The organism is Rhodococcus sp. (in: high G+C Gram-positive bacteria), from assembly GCF_049286785.1.
GTDB lineage: Bacteria > Actinomycetota > Actinomycetes > Mycobacteriales > Mycobacteriaceae > Rhodococcus_F.
In genome coordinates this window covers 1-6,513 of sequence record NZ_JBAQEO010000372.1, presented here as the reverse complement: position 1 = coordinate 6,513, position 6,513 = coordinate 1, and the positions used below count along the sequence as shown (strand labels likewise).

The window sequence follows — 6,513 nt, the reverse complement described above, 5'->3', positions numbered from 1 at the left end:
CACGATCTCTCGTCGAAAGGCGCACCCATGAACCTCGGCTACCTGCCCTGGGACCAGCCCGCAGTCAACGCAGACCGCCTCTGCCTTCGCGACCACCAGGACGAGCTGACGTACGCGCAGGTCGAACACCGTGTGGAGGCGTTCGCACAGCAGCTGGCCACACTGGGTGTGGGACGCGGAGATGTCGTCGCCATCATGCTGCCCAACCGCATCGAGCTCCTGATCGGACTGATGGCGGCGTGGCGCCTCGAGGCGGCCGCAACACTGATCAACCCCACGTTCACCGCGACCGAGGCGGGCTACCAGATCAAGGATTCGGGTGCCGTTCTTGTCGTCAACGAACATGCGGATGCTCCGTCGGCGGGTCGCCCGGTCATTCACGTCGATCAGATGCAGCGGTCGGTCCTCACGGGCACCCTGGCGCCGGCTGATGTGCAGCCCGAAGACCTGGCGCTCCTGATCTACACCAGCGGGTCCACGGGCAGGCCGAAGGGAGTCCGGCTCACCCACTCGAACCTGCAGGCGATGGGTTCGATGATGGCCCAGCACTTCAGCCTCACCGAGGCCGATCATTGCCTGCTCATCCTGCCCCTCTTCCACGTCAACGCCATCTGCGTCAGTTTCCTGGCTCCGATCCTGCGGGGCGCACAGTTGACGGTGATGGACCGGTTCGAGCCGAACAAGTTCCTCGCCGCGGTCGAGCACTTCCGCCCCACCTATTTCTCGGCGGTGCCGACGATCTACGCTCGCTTGGCCGAACTGCCGGACACTCTCGCTGCCGACACGTCGTCCCTGCGTTTCGCCGTGTGCGGCGCGGCGCCGGTGTCGCGGGAACTGCTCGAGAAGGTGGAACAGCGGTTCGGATTGGTACTCGTCGAGGGGTACGGACTCACCGAGGGCACCTGCGCGTCGACCTGCAACCCGATCGACGGTCCCCGCAAGCTCGGCACGGTCGGTCCGGCACTGCCCGGACAGAAGATCGCCACGATCGGCCCCGACGGAACGTTCCTCCCCGTCGGCGAGGTGGGCGAGGTGGTGATCAAGGGCCCGAACGTGATGCACGGATATCTGAACCGGCCCGAGGAAACCGCCGAGACCCTGGTCGACGGATGGCTCCACACCGGCGACGTCGGCAGGGTCGACGAGGACGGCTACCTCACCCTCGTCGATCGCATCAAGGACATGATCATCCGTGGCGGAGAGAACCTGTACCCCAAGGAGATCGAGTCGGTGCTCTATACCCACGAGGCAGTGCTCGAGGCAGCCGTCGTCGGAGCACCCGATCCCGTCTACGGCGAAGTCCCCGTCGCCTACGTCGTCGCCTACCCCGGCGAGAACGTCACTCCTGAGGAGTTACTCGAGCACATTCGCCCGCATCTCACCAAAGTGAAGCTGCCGGTGTCGATTACCGTCCTCGACGCCCTCCCCAAGAACCCGGTCGGAAAGATCGACAAACCCGGTCTCCGGCGCCTGCTCCAGCCAGAACCCACCCTCGTCAACTGATCCCGGCTTCACCCCTGTCCCGCCGAGACTCTCGAAGTCTGCCGGCGCGATGCCCCGTACCCGAATCTCAACCCATCCGAAGGAGAATCCCCATGGGTTTCAAGACTGCTGACATGCCACCGGTCGACCCGGCGGTCTTCGGCTCGCTGCCCTTCCTCGAGCGCATGAAGCTGCTCGCCTTGCACTGGGCCGAGTACGGCTTCGGCGGCCCCAAGCAGATCCACATGCTGTACGTCATCAAACTCGCCCTGTACGTGGGGCTGGCGGTCACCCTCGTCTCCCTCACACCCGGCCTCGGCGCACCCTGGGAGGTCGGCCAATGGTGGACGGAGCCGATCTTCTACCAGAAGGTTCTGCTGTTCACCGTGCTGTGGGAGGTACTGGGTCTCGGCGCCTCCTCCGGACCTCTCGCCTTCCGCTTCAGCCCGATGATGGGCGGCGCGCTCTACTGGTTCCGCCCCGGCACGCTGCGCAACCCGCCGTGGCCCGGCAAGGTGCCCTTCACCGCCGGCACCCGGCGCAGTCTGTGGGACGTCACCGTGTACGCGGCGATCGTGATCAACCTCCTCGTCATCCTGTTCTCCCCCGGCGTCGAGAGCACCTCGCTCGATGCGGTGTTGCCGAATAACGAAGCCGGACTGGTGAATCCCAGCCTGATCTTCCCGCTGATCGGACTGCTGCTGCTGATGGGTCTGCGCGACAAGGTCGTGTTCCTCGCCTCCCGCGCCGAGCAGTACATCCCCGCGATGATCTTCTTCTCGGTGCTGCCGTTCGTCGACATGATCATCGCGCTGAAGCTGCTGATCGTCGTCGTGTGGATGGGCGCCGGCGTCTCGAAGTTCGGCCGCCACTTCTCCAACGTGGTGCCGCCGATGATGAGCAACGCGCCGTTCATGAAGTCTCGCCGCCTCAACCGTTCGCTCTACCGCAACTTCCCCGAGGACATCCGTCCGTCCAAGGTCGGTAGCGGTATCGCGCACATCTGTGGCACCGTGGTCGAACTCGTGACCCCGCTCGTGTTGCTGTTCTCCACCAATGTCACGGTCACCGTGCTGGCCATCATCGTGATGGTGGGCTTCCACCTCGTCATCACCGCCACCTTCCCCCTGGCGGTGCCGCTCGAGTGGAACATCCTCTTCGCGTTCGCCACCGTCTACCTGTTCTGGAACTACCCCGCCGGCGACGGTTTCGGTGTCGGCGACATGTCCTCTCCGTGGCTGACCGCGGCGATCCTCGCCGGACTGCTGTTCTTCCCGGTTCTCGGCAACCTGCGTCCCGACCTGGTGTCGTTCCTGCCCTCCATGCGGCAGTACGCCGGCAACTGGGCGTCCGCGACCTGGGCATTCGCCCCCGGCGCGGAGGAGAAGCTGAACGTCATCAAGAAGTCGTCGAGCAACCAGGTGGACCAGTTGACCGCGGCCTACGGCCCGGAGGTCGCCGAGATCTTCATGCAGAAGGCGATGGCCTGGCGGACCATGCACAGCCAGGGGCGCGCGCTGGTCTCGATGATGATCAACAACCTCGACGACATCGAGCGCTACACCCTGCGCGAGGCCGAGTTCACCTGCTCCACGCTGATCGGCTGGCAGTTCGGCGACGGCCACCTGCACAACGAGTATCTGGTCAATGCCGTGCAGGAACTGTGCAACTTCGAACCCGGTGAACTGGTCGTCGCGTGGATCGAATCGCAGCCCATCCACAAGAATCGCCAGGAATACAAGGTGATCGATGCGGCACTCGGTGTCATCGAACGCGGCTCCTACCTGGTCAAGGATGCGGTGGATGCGCAGCCCTGGCTGCCCGAGGGTCCCATCCCGTTCCGGGTCGACTGGTCGGCGAAGGACGCCGCGCAGCGGAACCTGCGGGATATGATCGACACGCCCCCGGCCACCGCGACAGCGCGGGCCGAGACACCCCGGACGATGACGCTGAATTGAGGATCACCTCGTGACAACAGCGGTAGTGGTCGGCAGCGGGCCCAACGGGCTCGCTGCCGCCATCCACCTGGCTCGACAAGGTATTTCGGTCCGTGTCCTCGAAGCCGACGATTCGATCGGCGGCGGCACCCGGTCGTCGGAGCACACGATTCCCGGCGTCATCCACGACGACTGCTCGGCCTTCCATCCCACCGGTGTCGCGTCGCCGTTCCTGCAGTCGCTGGGGCTCGAGGATTACGGCCTGCGGTGGCTGTGGCCCGAGATCGATCTCGCGCACCCACTCGATTCCGGTTCCGCCGGCGTCCTGTGGCGCAACCTCGAGCGCACCGCCGCGAATCTGGGCGAGGACGGCAAGTCGTGGAAGCGAATGTTCGCCGGACTGTCTGGCGCGTTCGACGACCTGACCGCGGACGTGTTCCGGCCCATCGTGCACTGGCCGGAGCACCCCTTCCGTCTCGCGGGCTTCGGCATCAACGCCTTGGCGCCGGCGTCGTTGACAGTCCGTCGATGGAAGCGGGCCGAGACACGCGCCCTGTTCGGCGGTGTGGCGGCACACGCGTTCAGTTCGCTGCACGCCCCGATGAGCAGTTCGGTCGGTCTGATGCTGACCGCTGCGGGGCACGCCCACGGGTGGCCGGTCGCGGAAGGCGGGTCACGGTCCATCACCGACGCGATGGCGCTGCTGCTCACCAAACTCGGAGGCACCATCGAAACCGGGGTGCGCGTCGATGCGCTGGACTCGCTGGGCAGCCCGGACATCGTGATGCTCAATGTCTCGCCGCGCGCCGTACTCCGGATGGCCGGAGATCGGTTGCCGGGCAGGGTTGCCGGCGCCTATCGCCGCTACAAGTACGGTCCCGCCGCATTCAAGGTGGATTTCGCTGTCCAGGGCCATATTCCGTGGATCAACGAGTACTGCCGCAAGGCGGGAACGCTCCACCTCGGCGGCACCTTCGAGCAGGTGGCCGATGCCGAGGGCAAGATCGTGCGCGGCATCATGCCCGATCAACCGGTGGTATTGGTCGGCCAGCAATACCTGGCGGATCCGTCGCGGTCCGTGGGTGACGTGAACCCGATCTGGGCATATGCGCATGTGCCGCACGGATACCGGGGCGACGCGACGGAGGCGATCATCGCGCAGATCGAACGCTTCGCCCCCGGCTTCCGCCAGCAGATCGTCGGGCAGTACGTACGCTCGGCAACGCAGATGGAGCAGTACAACGCCAACTATGTGGGCGGCGACATCAGCGTCGGCGCCAACAACGCCCTCCAGATCGCCATGCGCCCACGCATCGGCCTCGACCCGTATTCCACCGGCATCCCCGGCGTGTACCTCTGCTCCTCGGCCACCGCGCCCGGAGCGGGAGTACACGGCATGTGCGGGTACAACGCGGCCGAATCGGCACTGTCGCATCTCGAGCGGGCCTAGTGCCGGAGAACACAGGAAACCGGGTCCAGCACGACATGGTGCTGGACCTGGTCTCCGACACCGCGCGACGGCTGAACGAACGACAGCCCGAGATCGCCCGGAGGATGAGCGATCTTCTCGCGCGCGGCATCACCAAACTCGACGAGGATCAGCAACTCATCGAATTGCTCTACGCCAGTGTCGACGCGAACGTGAAGACGATCATCCACGTTCTCGCCAACAACATCCCGATCGAACACCTGCAACCCACCACCGCGGCGGTAGAGTACGCGCTGCGATTGGCACAGCGCGATGTGCCCGCCAACTCGCTGGTGCGGGCCTACCACATGGGCCAGGACAACCTCATGGAAGAGGTCTTCACCGAAATACAGCGGTCGGAGTACGACGCCGACCAGAAACTTACGGTGCTGCAACATATCTCGCGTGTCGTGTACCGCTACATCGACTGGATTTCTCTCTACGTTCTCGACATCTACGAGAAGGAGAGGAGCCGCTGGATCAGTGCCCGCGGTAATGTCCATTCATCGTTGATCCACAAAATCGTCTCCGGCCAGCCGCTCAGCGCCGGCGCGTTCGAAGCCGAAACCGGGTACCGACTCGATCAGTTCCACGTGGGCGTCGTGGTGTGGTCCGGTTCGGCCGTGCCCGACTCCGACGATTTCGGGAGTCTGCATCGTTTCGTGCGCGAGTTGAGTACCACCTGCGGCGGGGGGACGCCGATCGTGACGGCGATCGATCGCAGCACCGTGTGGGGATGGGTGCCGCTGGGACGGCACAGCGAACGACTCGACACCGAGTGCATCCGCCAGTTCGCCGCACGCTCGAGCGATTGCAGAGTCGCACTCGGTCTGCCCGGACGGGGAATGGCCGGGTTCAAGAGGACCCATGAGCAGGCGCAGGCCGCCTGGACAGTCGCGCTGGCGTCGGTCGGCGCAGCGTCGACGGTCACGAACTTCGGCGATCAGGGCGTGGCCCTCGTGTCCATGCTCGCCAAGGACATGGCCGCCACCCGGCTCTGGGTCGGCGACGTCCTCGGCCCCCTCGCCGCCGCCGACGAGAACACCGAAGTGCTCCGCGAGACACTCCGCGTCTTCTTCCTCACCGGAGAGAACTACGTGAAGACCGCGGAGCTGATGAACTTGCACCGCAATACGGTGAAGTACCGCGTCGGCAAGGCGCTCCAGGACCGCACGGCCCTCGCCAGCGACCGATTGGACATGGCTCTCGCCTTGCAGGTGTGTCACCTGCTCGGTTCGAAGGTGCTGCGGTAGACCGCTCCCCGGGGTTGACTGCTGTCAAGTTTCTCCTATGCCCGAGCAAGCCCTCTCAGGTCGGCCATATGTCGACTTCAGCAAGGTAACCACTTGTCGCTGTTGATATTTCCATCATCCGCCCTTTTCCCGTGCTCGCGCGTCACGGAAATCAGATCTTCCGATGACCGCGTAGTGCCAATTGCCGCCACCATAGGCACCAGTCCACGCTGACCGATGCTCCTGCCCACGGCCGCGTCGGCGACATCGCGCGAGCGGCCATCACGATCATCCAGATTGCGCGCAGCTCCGCCTCATTCACAAAGGGCCGCCCTCTGCGCATGAGTGACCGGCCGGCGCGCGAAGACGTCGAGCCTGCCAGCAAGTCCCGCAC

At 65.0% G+C, this 6,513-nt stretch carries 5 protein-coding genes; 4 read left to right on the top strand and 1 reads right to left on the bottom strand.

Translation table 11 applies throughout. The annotated features are described in order from the left end of the window. The first annotated feature begins 27 nt into the window (after positions 1-27). The 4 genes from WAW17_RS13955 (at position 28) to WAW17_RS13940 (ending at position 6,140) form a co-directional block, all read left to right on the top strand. The gene (locus WAW17_RS13955) at positions 28-1,503 is read left to right on the top strand and encodes a class I adenylate-forming enzyme family protein (RefSeq protein WP_422333552.1); all 1,476 of its coding nucleotides are present in this window, start codon (positions 28-30) and stop codon (positions 1,501-1,503) included. A 92-nt stretch (positions 1,504-1,595) separates the two neighbouring features. Then, positions 1,596-3,440, top strand: a complete 1,845-nt coding sequence (locus tag WAW17_RS13950) for a DUF3556 domain-containing protein (protein WP_422333551.1) — start codon at positions 1,596-1,598, stop codon at positions 3,438-3,440. Between the two features lie 10 nt (positions 3,441-3,450). Next, positions 3,451-4,869, top strand: a complete 1,419-nt coding sequence (locus WAW17_RS13945) for a phytoene desaturase family protein (RefSeq protein ID WP_422333550.1) — start codon at positions 3,451-3,453, stop codon at positions 4,867-4,869. Next, a complete protein-coding gene (locus WAW17_RS13940; RefSeq protein ID WP_422333549.1) occupies positions 4,869-6,140 on the top strand; it encodes a PucR family transcriptional regulator in 1,272 nt (423 codons plus the stop codon). Before WAW17_RS13945 ends, WAW17_RS13940 begins: the two co-directional genes overlap by 1 nt. 151 nt (positions 6,141-6,291) lie before the next feature. Here the strand turns inward: WAW17_RS13940 and WAW17_RS13935 are convergent. Next, on the bottom strand, positions 6,292-6,513 hold a 222-nt coding region (locus WAW17_RS13935; RefSeq protein ID WP_422333548.1), incomplete at its 5' end, for a hypothetical protein.

Coding starts and splice junctions, on each gene's coding strand:
- WAW17_RS13955 (WP_422333552.1), top strand. CDS start 28: ATGAACCTCGGCTACCTGCCCTGGGACCAGCCCGCAGTCAACGCAGAC.
- WAW17_RS13950 (WP_422333551.1), top strand. CDS start 1,596: ATGGGTTTCAAGACTGCTGACATGCCACCGGTCGACCCGGCGGTCTTC.